Source organism: Pseudomonas sp. G(2018), assembly GCF_005502415.1.
Taxonomy (GTDB): Bacteria; Pseudomonadota; Gammaproteobacteria; order Pseudomonadales; family Pseudomonadaceae; genus Aquipseudomonas.
In genome coordinates, this window is the sequence record NZ_SCOO01000024.1 from 55999 (window position 1) to 71890 (window position 15892).

At 61.3% G+C, this 15892-nt stretch carries 15 protein-coding genes; 2 read left to right on the forward strand and 13 right to left on the reverse strand.

All coding sequences use genetic code 11. The features are described 5' to 3' along the window. Positions 1-6: 6 nt before the first annotated feature. From FFS64_RS20985 to FFS64_RS21020, 8 genes are all read right to left on the reverse strand, one after another. Positions 7-651 carry a tetratricopeptide repeat protein gene (locus FFS64_RS20985; RefSeq protein ID WP_137806992.1) on the reverse strand — a complete coding sequence of 215 codons (645 nt, stop codon included), beginning with the start codon at positions 649-651 and terminating at the stop codon, positions 7-9. Beyond that, positions 648-1457, reverse strand: a complete 810-nt coding sequence (locus tag FFS64_RS20990) for an SDR family oxidoreductase (RefSeq protein WP_137806993.1) — start codon at positions 1455-1457, stop codon at positions 648-650. Before FFS64_RS20990 ends, FFS64_RS20985 begins: the two co-directional genes overlap by 4 nt. Beyond that, positions 1444-2118: a TenA family transcriptional regulator gene (locus tag FFS64_RS20995; RefSeq protein WP_137806994.1), complete on the reverse strand. Its 675-nt coding sequence runs from the start codon at positions 2116-2118 to the stop codon at positions 1444-1446. The genes FFS64_RS20990 and FFS64_RS20995 overlap by 14 nt, the downstream gene beginning before the upstream one ends. Continuing rightward, positions 2115-3596, reverse strand: a complete 1482-nt coding sequence (locus FFS64_RS21000; protein ID WP_137806995.1) for an AMP-binding protein — start codon at positions 3594-3596, stop codon at positions 2115-2117. Before FFS64_RS21000 ends, FFS64_RS20995 begins: the two co-directional genes overlap by 4 nt. After that, positions 3586-4263: a thermostable hemolysin gene (locus tag FFS64_RS21005; protein WP_137806996.1), complete on the reverse strand. Its 678-nt coding sequence runs from the start codon at positions 4261-4263 to the stop codon at positions 3586-3588. Before FFS64_RS21005 ends, FFS64_RS21000 begins: the two co-directional genes overlap by 11 nt. Before the next feature lie 168 nt (positions 4264-4431). Then, positions 4432-5532, reverse strand: a complete 1101-nt coding sequence (locus tag FFS64_RS21010) for a DNA alkylation repair protein (RefSeq protein WP_137806997.1) — start codon at positions 5530-5532, stop codon at positions 4432-4434. 147 nt (positions 5533-5679) lie between these two features. Beyond that, positions 5680-7488: a monovalent cation:proton antiporter-2 (CPA2) family protein gene (locus FFS64_RS21015; RefSeq protein WP_137806998.1), complete on the reverse strand. Its 1809-nt coding sequence runs from the start codon at positions 7486-7488 to the stop codon at positions 5680-5682. 169 nt (positions 7489-7657) lie between these two features. Beyond that, entirely contained in the window at positions 7658-8731 is a 1074-nt protein-coding gene (locus tag FFS64_RS21020; RefSeq protein WP_137806999.1) for a sensor domain-containing diguanylate cyclase, read from the reverse strand. A 183-nt stretch (positions 8732-8914) separates the two neighbouring features. On the opposite strand from FFS64_RS21020, the gene FFS64_RS21025 reads away from it, so the two are divergent. Further along, positions 8915-9253 carry an FKBP-type peptidyl-prolyl cis-trans isomerase gene (locus FFS64_RS21025; RefSeq protein ID WP_137807000.1) on the forward strand — a complete coding sequence of 113 codons (339 nt, stop codon included), beginning with the start codon at positions 8915-8917 and terminating at the stop codon, positions 9251-9253. 81 nt (positions 9254-9334) lie between these two features. On the opposite strand, the gene FFS64_RS21030 is transcribed toward FFS64_RS21025, so the two are convergent. Further along, complete coding sequence (locus FFS64_RS21030; protein ID WP_137807001.1) at positions 9335-10078, reverse strand: SDR family NAD(P)-dependent oxidoreductase; 744 nt, start codon at positions 10076-10078, stop codon at positions 9335-9337. A gap of 278 nt (positions 10079-10356) precedes the next feature. On the opposite strand from FFS64_RS21030, the gene FFS64_RS21035 reads away from it, so the two are divergent. Then, positions 10357-10830 (forward strand): MEKHLA domain-containing protein, encoded by a 474-nt coding sequence (locus FFS64_RS21035; RefSeq protein ID WP_137807002.1) that lies wholly within the window; start codon positions 10357-10359, stop codon positions 10828-10830. A 79-nt stretch (positions 10831-10909) separates the two neighbouring features. Here the strand turns inward: FFS64_RS21035 and FFS64_RS21040 are convergent, their stop codons facing one another. The 4 genes from FFS64_RS21040 to FFS64_RS21055 form a co-directional block, all read right to left on the reverse strand. After that, positions 10910-11929: a branched-chain amino acid aminotransferase gene (locus FFS64_RS21040; RefSeq protein WP_137807003.1), complete on the reverse strand. Its 1020-nt coding sequence runs from the start codon at positions 11927-11929 to the stop codon at positions 10910-10912. A 243-nt stretch (positions 11930-12172) separates the two neighbouring features. Beyond that, positions 12173-13555, reverse strand: a complete 1383-nt coding sequence (gene lpdA / locus FFS64_RS21045) for a dihydrolipoyl dehydrogenase (RefSeq protein ID WP_137807004.1) — start codon at positions 13553-13555, stop codon at positions 12173-12175. Between the two features lie 3 nt (positions 13556-13558). Then, positions 13559-14833 carry a dihydrolipoamide acetyltransferase family protein gene (locus FFS64_RS21050; protein ID WP_137807005.1) on the reverse strand — a complete coding sequence of 425 codons (1275 nt, stop codon included), beginning with the start codon at positions 14831-14833 and terminating at the stop codon, positions 13559-13561. Further along, positions 14834-15892, reverse strand: a complete 1059-nt coding sequence (locus tag FFS64_RS21055) for an alpha-ketoacid dehydrogenase subunit beta (RefSeq protein ID WP_137807006.1) — start codon at positions 15890-15892, stop codon at positions 14834-14836.

Consider the following 15892-nt stretch of genomic DNA (forward strand, 5'->3'; position numbering starts at 1 on the left):
CTCCTGTCAGTTGAGTTTCTTGTTCACGTCGACCAGCAGCGTTTGGATTTCCTGGCGGCGTCCGGCATCGGCGGTTTCACGACCTGGCCGTGGTGGCGCGTTCAGGGCTTTTTGCAGTGCCGCTTTAGCTTCACTGTAGCGTTTTTGACGGTAGAGGTGATCGCCCCAGAAATACAGGCTGTCGATACCGTTGGGGTTCAATTGCAAGGCGAGCTTGAGCAACTGTTCTGCCTTGTCCGCGTCGCCGAAACCGATCGGCCAGCCCGGTACACGGTCATACAGCGCGCCTAGGCTGGTGTAGGCCGAGCCTTGCAGAGCCTTGGGGTCCAGGGCCAGGGCTTTTTCCAGATCGACCTTCGCCTGCTTGACCTTGCTCAGTGCGCCAAGCCCGCCTTGGGCGCCGGCCCAACTGCTGGTGACGATGCCGGACCAGATCCACGCCTCGGCGACCGACTGGCGTTCCTGAGTAAAGCTCGATGTCTGGGCGGCGAGTTTTTCAAAAGCGGCCGTGCGCTGATCGGCGGGCAGTTCGTACTGGATGTGAGCCCAGCTTTGCTGGATGCCGGTCAGGCGTTGCTGGTCGGCAGCGTCCAGGGCCCAGACACTCTGGCTCAGGGCGCCCAGCAGTAAACACGCAGCGAATTTTTTCATGGCTTGAGGTTCTCGTTATCGGGCTTATGACTCAGGCGACGGACCAGTGGCAATTGCTTGCGCAAACCCCGGTCCACCAGGTTGGGCAGCAGGCTATTGAGGCGTACGAAAAAACGTTCCGGCCAGCCCAGGTACAAGTCACGGCGTTCGCCGGTGATGGCGTGAATCACTGCCGAAGCCACGACCTGCGGATCGTCGACACTGGCTTTGAGCGCGTCATTGAGAGCCTGCGCCGCCGGGCTGTTCATGCTCGTGCGGGTGGCGCGTGGCGCGACATACAGGACCCCGACTCGCGTGTCCGCCAGTTCCCGGCGCAGGGCTTCGGAAAACCCGCGCAAGGCAAACTTGGTGGCGCAATAGCTGGCGTAACCGGGGTAGCCGATAGAGCCGTAGGTCGAGCCGACGTTCACCACCATTGCGCTCTCGGCTTGCTTGAGCAGCGGCAACAACAGTTTGCTCAGGCAGATCGGCGCCTCGACGTTCACGGCCAGCATTGCGTGGATGTCACGGTCATCCAGTTGTTCGAGCATGGCGAAGTGATTGACCCCAGCGGCGTTGATCAGCAGGTTGACGCCGCCGATGGCTTCGACGGCGACCAGCACTTTTTGCCGGTCGGGCGCAGCGGTCAGATCGGCGCCAACCCAGGACAGGTTGCGCGGGTAGCGTTCGAGCAATGGCATCAATGGCTCACGATGCCGCGCCACCGCCAATACATGAGCACCACTGGCACACAGCGCGGTAGCGATGGCCAGGCCGATACCACCGCTGGCACCGGTCAGCACGACGCGAGCCTCAGACAGGCGCATGCAGGTTCTCCCCGTCATGCGGCAAGCCGCGGAACATGTCGGTGTACAGTTTGTAGACCACTTTGGACGCATGAATCACCGCAGCCTGATCGGCCGGGTCGTCCAGCGCATTCATCAGTCGGCGATAGGTTTGCATGTGCTCGATATCCAGCGATCCGTGGGAACTGAGGTAGCTGAAGGCACTTTCCGGCAACCCCAGGCGCTGGCGAATGCTGCCGGCGGCGTGGGTCGCCAGGGCAATGCTGGTGCCTTCCAGCACATTGACCATGCCGAACAGGCCCACCGGGTTGCCCCGGGCAATCAGGTCATAGAGGAAGCCGACCATCAGTTCGATCGGCAAGGACGGCTGGTCATCGCGCACGGCGTCTTTGTCGCCGCCGCAGGCTTCGATGTCGTCGAGTACCCACTGTTCGTGGCCGTATTCGTCCTCGATGTATTCGCACACCGCTTCACGCAGCCATTCCAGGCGCGACGGCAGGCGTGCGCCGCAGGCCATCATCAAAGGCACAGTGTGGCGTACGTGGTAATAGGCTTGTGTCAGGAAGGCCCGGTAGCTTTCCAGGCTGACCCGACCTTCAAGCGCGTCAAGAATGATCGGCAGGTTGAACAGTTCATGGCGCTCCCGGTGCGTCGCGGTTTGCAGCGCGTCAAAAAAACTCATGGTGCGGGCTCCTCGGAAAGTCTGGTTTCGCTGAGTTGCGCCCGGTACCGCTCGACGATGGCGTCGCGTCGGGGGCGGCCATTGGCGGTCAGCAAACCATTGGCGGATGTGAACGGTTGATCCAGGCGGCTCCAGTGATGGACGCGGGCGTAATCGGGCAGGACCTCGTTGGCCTCGGCGACGGCGGCGGCCAGTTGTTCGTCTGTGCAATCGGGACGATGCGGCCAGAGCAAGGCGTGGTTACGCGGCATGGCTTCGCCGTAGACGAAGGCCTGGGCGATGTGGCGACGCTGGGTCAACTCCGCCTCGACCCATTCCGGGTTCACGTTGCGGCCGAAACTGGTGACGAATTGATGCTTCTTGCGCCCCTTGAGATAGAGGAAACCCTGTTCATCGAACTCGCCGAGATCGCCGCTGGGCCACCATTCGTCGCGGTACGGCGCTTGTCCCAGGTAGCCCAGCAGGGTCGAGCCCTTGATCAATACCTCGCCGTCGTCGGCCAGGCGCAGTTCAACATGGGGCAGCGGCCGACCGACACTGCCTGGGCGATGGGCGCCAGGATGGTTGAGGCACACCACCGACGCGCATTCAGACAACCCATAGCCTTCGTAAACCGGCAGGCCGAGCGCTTGCGCGCGCTGCAGCAGCTCTGTGGAAACCCGTGCTCCGCCTACGGCGGCGAACCGTAGCGACTGAGGGTCAAATGCTTGGCTTTGCGCGGCGTTGACCAGCAAGGACAACAACTGTGGCACCAGTATCAGGCTCTCGGGCGCTCGTTCGGCCAGGCAAGCGAGCAGGCGCGGCACCTCCACACCGCCGGCACCCTGGATACCCAGGGTGCGCTGACCCGGCACACTCAACGTCGCGCCGGCATAGAGCGCGGCATAGCAACCGAGGTTTTCCAGCAGCACAGCCAGGGGCAGCAAGGCCATGTGATGGCGCGGGTCGCTGGGCTGGCTGGCCTGATGCAGTTCGCGAGCGACCCGCAGGATGCTCTCGGCGCTCAGGCACACACCTTTGGGGGTGCCGGTGGTGCCTGAAGTGAACGTCAGTTTGGCGGTAGCTTCGGGCAGGCGGGTTGGAACGCTGAAGGTGCGTCGCCAGAATTCACCGTGTTTCTCATAGCCGGCCGCTTGCAGTTCGTTCTCAAGTTCTGGCTGGGCAATCACCCGTTCAGCCTGGCTCTGTTCCAGGCAGTGGTTGCGTTGAGCCGGGCTGAAAAATGGCGGCAGCGTCAGGCAGATCAGGCCTGCGAAGAGCGTTGCCAGATCCCAGAGCATGGCTTCGACGCTATTGTCCAACGCCAGCGCAATCACCTTGACGTGTTCATCGCGCAGGCGTTGCTGGCGATGCATCACCTCGGCGTACAGCGTGGCGTAGTCGATCTCCAGCTGATCGCCCCACAGGGCAATGCTGTTGGGTTTTCGTTCAGCATGACGGCGCAGGGTTTGTTTGAAGCGCTCCATTTCAGGCGACATGTATGGACTCCTCGGTGGACGTTGGCAAACCGAGGCGGCTGAACAGGCCGATGTTGCGTAAATGATTGAAGCCAGCGCGGATATCGCCCACGTGGACCCAGGGCTTGCTCTCGTAGTAGCTGCCCCAGCTGTGGCGTTCGTCGCCCAGTCGTTCGGCGTCGGCCGCGCACAGGGTCACCGGTTGCAAGCCGAGGCGATGGAAGCTGTTTACCAGGCCGATGTTGCCGGTGAACGCCACCCATTCCAGGCCGCCCATGGCCAGCAGGTAAGTGATGGCAATGATGCTCAGGCGCGCACTACCGGTGTCGCTGGCCGCCAGGTTGCCCACTTCGACGATCCCGCTCCGCTCCACCGGGCGGTCGGCAGCGGCGCTGATCAACGGGTCGATCGGTTCGTCGAGGTAGCGCTCCAGAAACAGCTGCCCGCTGCTCGCCACGCGCACGCCTGCCACCGCACAGAGCTCGCCTGCCTGATTGTTCATGCCAAACAGTTCCGGCATGAAATGACGGATGTCGGCACCGTGGACCCTGCGGAAATGATGCTGGATAAAGGCTTCGAAAGCAGGACGTTGCGGGTCGTCCGGCAACGCCCGGACCAGGCTCATTGGCGGTGTTTCGCCATGGCCGAAGTGCAGCGGTAGCGCAATGTTCCAGTTGAAATCGGCCATGAAAGGCACCTCCCCGGGTCAGATGGGGAGCAGTATCCGGGCCTTTTCTTAATGAAATCTGAAGATGCCGCGGCTGTAGGAACAAAGCTTGCTCGCGATGGCGTCAGATCCGATACACCGCGTTATCGTTCATCGCGAGCAAGCTTTGCTCCTACTGGGGGCCGTGTTTCAAGGGAGGATTTCGAACGCGGTGCTAGCCAGCCGCTTGCCATTTACCTGCACGTGCACTGCATGCTTGCCCGCATAGTGCCGCCGGGTGGTGAGTTCCTTGATGTGTTGGCCCCGACTGAGTTGTTCGGTGGCCTTGCCCGGCAGGGTCAGGGTCTTGAGCTTGAACACCTTCGCCGAGGTGCTGCCGTTGGCTTTCACATAATCGATGGCGTAGTCGATCACCAGCCGCTGGCTGTCCTCGTCCGTGGATTTGACGGCAAAGGACAGGGTGATCTTTTCCCCCAGGCCAATCACCGGTGGGGTGACCTGTATATCGATGATCTCGACTTCAGGCTTGCCGCCGGCGCCCATGATCGCCAGCGCCCGCGGGTTGCCTTGCTTGATCAGGCTGCGCAGGGCGTGTCGGGCGATCCACGCGGTGTGTTTGTTGTCCAGCGACCAGCCTTCGATCACATCCAGCACCCACTCGGGATGATCCTTGGTGATGTCGTTCAGGTGATTGGCCACGGACTTGCGCACGTAAAGACTGCTGTCGGCCTTGAGATTGTCGAGGATCCTGGCGGCCAGTGTCGGATCGGCTTGAATCGGCTCCAGGCGAAACGACCACGGCAGGCGCGGGCGGCATCCTTCGCTGGCCAGGCGCCGGACATGCTCGTTGTCGTCCAGCGACCAGTCGTGCATCAGCTGCAGCGAGCGCTCGATATCGCGGCGCAGGAAATGGCGGATCGCGAACTCCGAGGAGCCGAACGCGGTGAAGTATTTGAGCGCGTCCATGGACAGCTCGAAACGATCCGCACCGTAGGTCGCCACGTAGTGCGGCAGGCACATGCTGACGAAGCCGCTGTTGAGGCGAGGGGCGAGGGCACGCAACACCTCCAGCGACGCTTCATAGCCCAGCGGCAACACAGCGTGCAGGCATTCGCTGACGCGGGCCATGCGTTGCATCACCGACAGCTCCGCCAGGCCGGTCCTGGCCAGCTTCAGGAACGCCTTGGCATCGAACTCGGGATAGACCGCGGTCATCTCGGTGGCGATGTGGTGGAGGCGTTCGGCGTTGAAGATTTCCTTCAGGGCGGGGGAGGGTTGGTCGGCAGTCATTTGTGTTCCTTGGAGTTTGTTGTTTATCCGGCGCACCGCGTTATCGTTCTTCGCGAGCAGGCTCGCTCCCACAGGGGAATGCATTTCAAATGTGGGAGCGGCGGTGCGACGATTCGACTTGCCCGCGATGAGGCCATCACATTCACCTCATTTTTTGGCCGCTTGCTCTTCCAACTGGTCCGACTCAAACAACCGTGCCAGTTCCGCCCGGGATTCCTGTGCTGTTTGCTTGACCTTTACCGCATCGTCGTAGATCGCATGCTGGGCTTCGAGTACCTGTTCGTCATGGTGCTTGAAACGCTTGATCCGTGCGTCGGCCTGCTCGTGTGTCAGTCCCAGGCCGATCAACGTCTGCCGGCTAATTTCCAGGCTGGAGTAAAAGGTTTCGCGCACTGCGTGGGCACCCAGGTCCACCAGTCGATGCACATGCTGGCGGTTACGTGCGCGGGCAATGATCTTTATATGCGGATAAAGCTTGTGCACCAGTTCGGCGGTCTTGATGTTGGTGTCCGGGTCGTCGGTGGCGATCACGAAGAATTCGGCTTGCCCGACCTTGGCCGCGCTGAGGATTTCCGGTCGCATCGGATCGCCGTAGAACACCGGCACACCGCCGAAGCTGCGTGACAGTTCGATGGTTTCCACCGACGTGTCGAGGGCCACGAACTTGATGTTCTGTGCCCGCAGGATACGCGCGACGATCTGTCCCATGCGGCCCATGCCTGCGATCACCACGCGGGGTTCATCGGCGTCGATTTCGCGAAATTGCTCTGGCACCACCACCGGTTGCACCTTTGGGCTGACCAGTCGGGCGCACAACAACATTAATAAGGGTGTCAACGCCATCGACAGGGTGATCGCAAGCACCAGCAAGTCGTACAGGCGCGGATCGAACAAACCATGATCACGGCCGATCTTGAATACAACAAAGGCAAACTCACCACCGGCGGCCAGCACGATCCCGAGGCGAATGGCGCTAATCTTGTTCAAGCCACCGCCGAGTCGGCCCACGATAAACAGCAACGGCAGCTTGACGGCGATCAGCAGTACGGTCAGCCCCAGCACCACGATCGGCTCGCGCAGCAGCAGACCCAGGTTGGCACCCATGCCGACACTCATGAAAAACAACCCGAGTAGCAGGCCCTTGAAGGGTTCGATCTGTGCTTCGAGTTCGTGCCGATATTCGGAGTCCGCCAGCAGCAGGCCGGCAAGGAATGCTCCGAGGGCCATCGAAATACCCGCCAGATCCATCAGCCAGGCGGTGCCCATCACCACCAGCAATGCGGTCGCGGTGGACACTTCCGGCAAGCCGGTCTTGGCGACCACGCGGAACACCGGCCGCAGCAGGTAGCGTCCACCGACCACCACAATGGCGATGCTGATCAGCACGCGCAGGCCCTGGTTCACATCGTCGACCGCGCTGAGGTTTTGACTGCTGCCTGCCAGCAGCGGCACCATGGCGATCAGCGGAATCGCGGCGATGTCCTGGAACAGCAGAATCGCAAAGGCCAGACGCCCGTGGGGACTGGTCAGTTCCTTGCGTTCGGCCAGGCTTTGCAGGCCGAACGCGGTGGACGACAGGGCGAGCCCCAAGCCCAGCACGATCGCGCTGTTCAAGGGTTGGCCGAATATAAGCAGCGCGGTCACGCCAATCACCGAGCCGGTCAACAGCACTTGCGCCAGGCCGACGCCGAACACCGATTTGCGCATCACCCACAAACGTCTCGGTGACAGTTCCAAGCCGATGATGAACAGCAGCAACACCACGCCAAGTTCGGAAATGTGCGCGACGCTTTCCGTATTGCCGATCAGGCCCAGCACCGAGGGGCCGATGATCACCCCGGCAAACAGATAACCCAGCACCGCCCCCAATTGCAGACGTTTAGCCAGGGGCACGGTGAGAACTGCCGCGAGCAGAAACACGACAGCGGCTTGCAGCAGATTGCCTTCATGGGGCATGAGAAAACTCCATCAACTCGGTACGGCGGGGGCGACAAGGATAAAGGCTGGGGTTGCCGCAGATCTACCTTGGAATGTCTGCAGGCTTGAGAGTGGATGTGCCGATAAGCCCCTTGTGGGAGCGAGCCAGCTCGCGAAGGGGCCCTGTCAGCCAGTACTGATGACCGGCTTATTCGACCCGACTATGGCTCACCACCTGCTCTCCCAACCGATACTGATTATTCCCGCTGCGCTTGGCCGCATACATCGCCAGGTCGGCAATGTGAATGAGCCGGTCCATGCTGGGCGCATGGTCGGGGAACACGGCAACACCCAGGCTGGTGCCAATGTGGCGCAGGTCGTTACCTATGGTCATGGGCGGGGAGAGTTCGACGAAAATCTTCTGGCAGATGCTGCGGGCTTCGTCTTGCAGGCTGATGCCTTGTGGCAGGCCCTGAAGAATGACCACGAATTCATCGCCGCCGATCCGGGCAACAGTGTCGGTTGAACGCAGAATTTTCTTCAACCGGGTGGCGGTGTTGATCAGCACGCGGTCGCCGGCTGCATGGCCGTAGCGGTCGTTGATGGCCTTGAATCCGTTGAGATCGACAAACACCAGCGCCACCCTCGTGGCGCTGACACGTGCCTGTTCCAGCGCCTCGGACAGGCGTTCTTCCAGCACCAGTCGATTGGGCAATCCGGTCAGCGGATCGAAATGAGCCAGATGTTGCAGGTAACTGGCAGAGGCCTTTTCCTCGGTGATATCACGCACCACGCCCATCATCTTGATCGTTTCATCGAGGTCGTTCTTGACCACGTTGCCGGTTTCCCGCAGCCAGCGGATGGTGCCGTCGGGCCAGATCACCCGGTACTCCTCGTCGTGGTTTTCGCCGGTTGCCAGGCAACGCAATTCGCCGGCCCGGACCCTGGCCCGATCCTCGGGGTGCACGCAGGCGCAAAACAGACTGTAGGAGGGCGTTACTTCGCCGGTCTTGAAGCCGAACATGCCGTAGATCGCCTCCGACCAGTAGAGCTTGTCGGTGTCGACATCCCAGTCCCAGGTGCCGATGCGGGCGAAGTACTGGCTGCGCTTGAAACGCTCGGCATCGCCGTCCTGGCGGATGTTCTGGCCCTCGGCCAGGCTGTTGATGATCGAGCGATATTCCGCCAGCTGTTTACGTAACCCTCGCTCGCGACCGATCAACACGGCGATCAAAACGAGCATCACCGAGCCCAGGGCAGCGCAGGTCCAGAGCAACATCATTCGCAGGTTGCCATCATGGCGTAGTGAACCGTATGGAGAAGTGGTGGATAGCTTAGTTCAGCCAAACTTCGGCAAACAGCGGCAAACCATCGTCAAGTGGGCACGATGGTTGCCAATTGGCTGAAAATCTGGGAAAACGGCGCCCATCAAGCCTTTCGGGCAACAAGGATACGAGTGAAAACAATGAATGACGACCTTCAGGTAATCGATCTTCAGGTGGGTGACGGAAAAGCCGCCGTCAAAGGCGCACTGATCACCACCCAATACCGCGGCTGGCTGGAAGACGGTACTGAATTCGACTCCTCCTGGAGCCGGGGCAAACCATTCCAGTGCGTGATCGGCACCGGGTGTGTGATCAAGGGCTGGGACCAGGGCATCATGGGCATGCAAGTCGGCGGCAAACGCAAGTTGCTGGTGCCGGCGCACCTGGCCTATGGCGAACGCACGATGGGCAAGATCCCGCCGAACGCGAACCTGATCTTCGAGATTGAATTGCTGGAAGTGCTGACGCGGGATGATTGAAGTCGGGACGATCGCAGCCTGCGGCAGTACCTACAGAGGTAACTTGCCGCAGGCTGCTATCTACTGATCTAAATGCTGGAACTAGCGAATCGTGTACCCGCTATCAACCACCCAGTCCTGGCCGATCACGTTGCGCGCACCGTTGCCAAGCTGGAACAAAATCACATCGGCGACCGCGCCTGGCTCCAGGAACTGACCGCCGAGCAAGCGCTCATTGACCGTGTTGGCGACAGCGTTCAACTCTTCGTTCTTCAGTCCGAGCGTTGACCAGATGGGGGTCGCGGTAGGGCCGGGAGACACGGTGTTGATACGAATGCCGTGGGGCGCCAGTTCCACCGCCAGGGTACGGGCATGGTGGATCAATGCGGCTTTGGAGGCGATGTAGGCAGCCAGGCCTGGAAAGGTCACTTGCGCGAGGAAGGTGCCAATGAACACCACCGAGGCGGATGCCGCCAGTTGCCCGCGCAGACAGGCCAGGGTGTTCAGTGCCCCGGCGCCGTTGACCGCCCATTGCCGGTCGAACGCAGTCAAATCGAGTCCGTCGGCCAGTTCCGCAATGCCGGCGTTCGGCACCAGGAAACTCACGGGCCCCAGGGTCGAAGCCTGGTTTGCCAGCCGCTCCAGGTCGGCCTGCCGGGTGACATCACCGGCCACCCACGACAGTTGCGTCTTGAAGCGTTCGGCCAATTCACCGAGACCGCCGATCTGACGCGACATTGCCAACACGCGGGCGCCCTGGGCCAGCAGACGTTCCGTAACGGCCAGGCCGATTCCGGAACTGGCGCCGGTAACGACGGCCAGACGATCCTGAAAAGCATTGTTCATACACTGGATTCCTTTTTTGGTCGTTGAGCATTTGCAGAATGCATACCAAAAATCAGGCCAACGTGAGGGGCCTTTAACTTTGGGGGTTTTAGGCTGGAAGTGGTTAATTTGACTTCAATTGAATGCGGTCATTAAGACTGCGTCTGGTCTTTTTGACTGGTGCGGATGGCTGGCGGAAAAACGTAAGTCGGACCTGTAGGAGCCAGGGCTGTTTTTCATCGTGTATTTTCAGTAGCGTCGTTGCGGTTCATCCGTCCAGTAACTCTGCAAGGAAACCCATGTTGTTCATTGAATTCAAAGAAATGGTCCGGCAGCTGGATGCCGCCTATCGACATTGGACCGGCGCAAGCCTGCCTGCGCCGGAGTCCCTGAGCGCAGACGAGCGTCTGGCCTGGCTGCATGCCCACGCGCCGTACGCCTTGCTGGCCCACGGCACGCAAGACGATCCGCTTTTCTATTATGCCAACGAGCAGGCGCTGGCCTGTTTCAAATACCCGCGCGAACAGTTCATCGGCATGCCTTCGCGTTTCAGTGCATCGCCGCTGGACAGGGAAATGCGTCAGACCTTGCTGGAGCAGGTCACCGCCAACGGCATTGCCCATGGCTACAGCGGCTATCGGGTGGACCGCCTGGGGCAAGCCTTCATGATTCACCAGGGCAGCGTGTGGACGCTGATCGATGAACAGGGCGCCCCCTGCGGACAAGCGGCCTTGTTCTGGCCGGATCCGGAGCGTGTGGGGCTTCTCGCTTAGCTCCACCTTTAGCCAGGCAAAAAAAATCGCCGCCTTCGAAAGCCGAGGGCGGCGATTTTTTATTGCGGGTGACGTCAGATCAAACCTTGACGATCCAGCCTGCTGGCGCTTCGATGTCGCCTGTTTGCACGCCGGTCAGCTCTTTGTAGAGCTTCTGGGTGATCGGACCGACTTCGGTTTCGCTGTGGAACACGTGCAGGTGGTCGTTGTAGTTGATGCCGCCGATCGGCGTGATCACGGCGGCGGTACCGCAAGCGCCGGCTTCCTTGAAGTCCGAAAGCTTGTCGATGAACACGTCGCCTTCGATCACTTCCAGGCCCAGACGGGATTTGGCCAGCTCGATCAGCGACAGACGGGTGATGCCTGGCAGCACTGACGGCGAGTTCGGGGTCACGAACTTGTTGTCGTGGGTGATCCCGAAGAAGTTGGCCGAGCCGACCTCCTCGATCTTGGTGTGGGTCAGCGGGTCCAGGTAGATGCAGTCGGCGAAGTGTGCCTTCTTGGCCTGGGAGCCCGGCATCAGGCTGGCGGCGTAGTTGCCACCGACCTTGGCCGCGCCGGTGCCCTGTGGTGCTGCACGGTCGTAGGTGGAAATGAGGAAGTTATGCGGGGTCAGGCCGCCTTTGAAGTAGGCGCCGACCGGGATCGCAAACACCGAGAAGATGAACTCGGGGGCGGTACGCACGCCGATGTTATCACCCACGCCGATCACGAACGGACGTAGGTACAGCGCGCCGCCGGTGCCGTAAGGCGGGATGAAGCGCTCGTTGGCACGGACCACGTCCTTGCACGCTTCGATGAACTGTTCGGTGGACACATGCGGCATCAGCAGGCGGGCGCAGCTACGTTGCATGCGCGCGGCGTTCTGGTCCGGGCGGAACAGGTTGATCGAGCCGTCCTTGCAACGATAGGCCTTCAGGCCTTCGAAGCATTGCTGGCCATAGTGAAGGGCAGTGGAGCCTTCGCTGATGTGCAGCACGTTGTCTTCGGTCAGGGTGCCTTTGTCCCACTCGCCATTACGCCAGTACGACAGATAGCGTTTGTCGGTCTTGATGTAGTCAAAACCCAGCTTGTCCCAGTTGATGCTTTCGTTACCCATGACACCCTCTATCACTTAACAACCGCCGAAACGGTTCAAGGCTTCTGACGTTTTTCCGGATGGGCACAACAATACTTCATTCCGAGCCCATTTCGCAGCCCGGACTATCGGATGACAGGCAGATAAATCGAGCTGGCCTCAAGAAATCGCCAGCAGGCTGGCTCCCACAGGAGAACGCATTCCAAATGTGGGAGCCAGCCTGCTGGCGATGGGGCCAGCACTGCCGCCATCAATTGTTCTGAATCACAAATGCAGTGCGTGGCCAAGCGCTCGCAACGCCGCTTCCTGCACCGCCTCGCCGAGCGTCGGATGCGCATGGATGGTGCCGCCGATGTCTTCCAGCCGCGCGCCCATTTCCAGGCTTTGCGCGAACGCCGTCGACAATTCGGATACGCCCACACCGACCGCCTGCCAGCCGACAATCACATGATTGTCGCGACGGGCGACCACGCGCACGAAGCCGCTTTTCGATTCCAGGGTCATCGCCCGGCCATTGGCGGCGAACGGGAAGCTGGAAACGATGCAGTCCCATCCGGCCGCTTTGGCCTCGTCCGGGGTCTTGCCGACCACCACCAGTTCCGGGTCGGTGAAGCACACGGCTGCAATGGCGGCAGGGTTGAACTCGCGGGTTTTACCGCTGATCAGTTCGGCCACCATCTCGCCCTGGGCCATGGCCCGGTGAGCGAGCATCGGTTCGCCGCTCAGGTCGCCAATGGCATACACGTTGCGCATGCTGGTCTGGCAGCGGTTGTCGATCTTGATCGACGAGCCGTTCATGTCCAGGTTCAGTGCTTCGAGGTTCCAGCCCTGGGTGTTCGGTTTGCGGCCCACGGCCACCAGCACCTGATCGGTTTCCAGGTTCAGGGTGTCACCGTTCGGATCCAGTACCTGCAAGGTATTCGCCGTTGAATCAAAGCCTTGCACGCTGTGCTTCAAGTAAAGCTTCACGCCGAGTTTCTTCAGCTCATCGTGTACCGGCTGGGTCAGTTCGGCGTCGTAGGCCGGCAGGATGCGCTCCTGGGCCTCGACCACGCTGACCTCGGCACCGAGTTTACGATAGGCAATGCCCAACTCCAGACCGATGTAGCCGCCACCGACCACGATCAGCCGCTTCGGCACGGACGCCGGCGCCAGGGCTTCGGTGGAGGAGATGATCGGCCCGCCAATCGGCAGCATCGGCAGGTTCACGCTTTTGGAGCCGGTGGCCAGCACCAGGTGTTCGCACTGAATGCGGGTGTCGCCGACGTCGACGGTTTTACCGTCGACCACTTTGGCCCAGCCTTGCACGACCTGGACCTTGTTCTTTTTCAGCAGCGCCGCGACGCCGGTGGTCAGGCGATCGACGATGCCGTCCTTCCACTCGACGCTTTTACCGATATCCAGCGTCGGCGCGGACACGTTGATGCCCAGCGCCGAATGCTGGCTGTGATGTTGCGTCTGGTGGAACTGCTCGGCGACATGAATCAGTGCCTTGGACGGAATGCAGCCAATGTTCAGGCAGGTGCCGCCCAACGATTCGCCTTCTACCAGAATGGTCGCAATGCCCAACTGACCGGCACGGATCGCCGTCACATAACCGCCGGGGCCGCCGCCGATGATCAGCAGCGTGGTGTGCAGAGTTTGCATGTCTTACTCCATAAACAGCGTGGCGGGTTGTTCGAGCAGGCCACGGATGGCCTGGATGAAGAGCGCCGCGTCCATGCCGTCGACCACGCGGTGATCGAAGGAGCTGGAGAGGTTCATCATCTTGCGGACCACGATCTGGCCTTTGATCACCATCGGCCGTTCGACGATCTTGTTCACGCCGACAATCGCCACTTCCGGCAGGTTCAGCACCGGGGTGCTGACGATGCCGCCCAACGCGCCGAGGCTGGTCAGGGTAATGCTGGAGCCGGACAGTTCATCGCGGCTGGCCTTGCCGTTGCGCGCGGCGGTGGCCAAACGGGCGATTTCCGCCGCGCTGTCCCACAGGCTGCGGGCTTCGGCGTGACGCACCACCGGCACCATCAGGCCGATGTCGGCCTGGGTGGCGATGCCCACATGCACCGCGCCGAGGCGGGTGATGACCTGGGCTTCGTCGTCGTAGCGGGCATTGATCTGCGGGAAATCGCGCAGGGCGACGACCATGGCGCGGACCAGGAACGGCAGCAAAGTCAGCTTGCCGCGGGTCGCGCCGTGTTTTTCGTTGAGGTGCGCGCGCAGTTCTTCCACGGCCGTCACGTCGATTTCCTCGACATAACTGAAATGGGCGGCGCGTTGCGTGGCGTCCTGCATGCGCTGGGCAATCTTGCGGCGCATGCCGATCACCGGGATCTGCTCTTCGTCGTTACGCTGGGCGTAAGCGCTGCTGACGGACGATGCATTCGACTGACCCTGAGCCAGATAGGCATCCAGGTCTTCGTGCAACACGCGACCCGCCGGGCCGCTACCACGGACCAGACGCAGTTGAATGCCGAGGTCGAGTGCATGCTTGCGTACCGCCGGGGAGGCCAGCGGACGCTCATCGGCTTCGCGAGCGACCATGGGGCCCTGGCAAATGGCTGCCGGGCGAGGTGCGGCTGGAGCCGGTTTGCTTTCCACGACGGGTTCGGCTTTCGACGCCGCCACGGGTGCTTCTTTAACGGCAGCCGCTGGCGCAGCCGATTCCTTAACGTTGCCCGCGCCTTCGACTTCAATGCTGATCAGCACACTGCCGACCGCCATGACTTCGCCCGGTTGTCCGCCGAGGGCGATGACTTTGCCATGCACCGGCGACGGAATATCCACCATTGCCTTGTCGGTCATGACATCGGCCAGCACCTGATCTTCGACGACCATGTCGCCGACTTTCACGTGCCACTGAGACAATTCAACTTCTGCGATGCCTTCGCCAATGTCCGGCATCTTGATAACGTGCGTGCCCATTCAGACCTCCATGACCCGTTTCAACGCCGCGCCCACACGGGCCGGCCCTGGGAAATACGCCCACTCTTGCGCGTGCGGGTAGGGGGTGTCCCAACCGGTGACGCGTTCGATCGGCGCTTCCAGGTGGTGGAAGCAGTGCTCTTGTACCAACGCCGCCAGTTCGGCGCCGAAACCGCAGGTGCGAGTCGCTTCGTGAACGATCACGCAGCGCCCGGTTTTCTTCACCGACTTGGTGATGGTTTCCAGGTCCAGTGGCCACAGGCTGCGCAGGTCGATGACTTCGGCATCCACGCCGCTTTCTTCAGCGGCGACTTGTGACACGTAGACGGTGGTGCCATAGGTCAGCACGGTGACGTCCTTGCCCGGGCGGGCGATGGCGGCAACGTCCAGCGGCACGGTGTAGTAACCGTCCGGAACCTGTGCGGCGGGGTGTTTCGACCACGGCGTCACCGGGCGTTCGTGGTGGCCGTCGAACGGGCCGTTGTACAGGCGTTTGGGTTCCAGGAAGATCACCGGGTCATCGTTTTCGATGGAGGCGATCAGCAGGCCCTTGGCGTCATAGGGGTTGGACGGCATGACGGTACGCAGGCCGCACACCTGAGTGAACAGCGCCTCGATGCTCTGGCTGTGGGTCTGGCCGCCGTAGATGCCGCCGCCGCATGGCATGCGCAAGGTCAACGGTGCGGTGAATTCGCCGGCCGAGCGATAACGCAGGCGCGCGGCTTCGGAAATGATCTGGTCGTAGGCCGGGTACACATAGTCAGCGAACTGGATCTCCACCACCGGGCGCAGACCGTAGGCGCCCATGCCCACGGCGGTGCCAACGATACCGCTTTCAGAGATCGGCGCGTCGAACACCCGCGAGGTGCCGTACTTGGTCTGCAGGCCTTCGGTGCAACGGAACACGCCGCCGAAGTAACCGACGTCCTGGCCAAACACCACGACGTCTTCGTCGCGCTCAAGCATCACATCCATGGCCGAGCGCAGGGCCTGGATCATGGTCATGGTGGTCGTGGTCATGGCGGTTTCCAGCTGGATATTGTTGTTGTGATCGTTCAT